This is a genomic window from Streptomyces californicus, assembly GCF_000717645.1.
Lineage (GTDB): Bacteria > Actinomycetota > Actinomycetes > Streptomycetales > Streptomycetaceae > Streptomyces > Streptomyces californicus.
Genome location: NZ_JNZZ01000105.1, coordinates 1 through 201 on the forward strand (window position 1 = coordinate 1; position 201 = coordinate 201).

Genomic DNA, 201 nt, shown 5'->3' on the forward strand with positions numbered 1-201 from the left:
CCCCCCACGGGTCATGGAGTTCAGCGTGCCCCCGGGCTCACGGTTGAATCCGGTGTCCACACCGGCCGTTGAGGTCGCGGAGAGGCCGAGCGGGCCGTTGTGGAAGAACGTGTCGCCGAGCTTGATGCGCTCGGACTGGTCGGTGGAGCCGTACTGGCCCGCGTACGTCTTCCCGCCGGTGGTGATCGACGTCATCTGCGA

At 67.7% G+C, this 201-nt stretch carries 1 protein-coding gene; it reads right to left on the minus strand.

Annotated elements, in window-relative coordinates:
- Positions 1-201: hypothetical protein (locus IF19_RS01000000135295; RefSeq protein WP_032759387.1), on the minus strand; the 201-nt coding region annotated here is incomplete at both ends.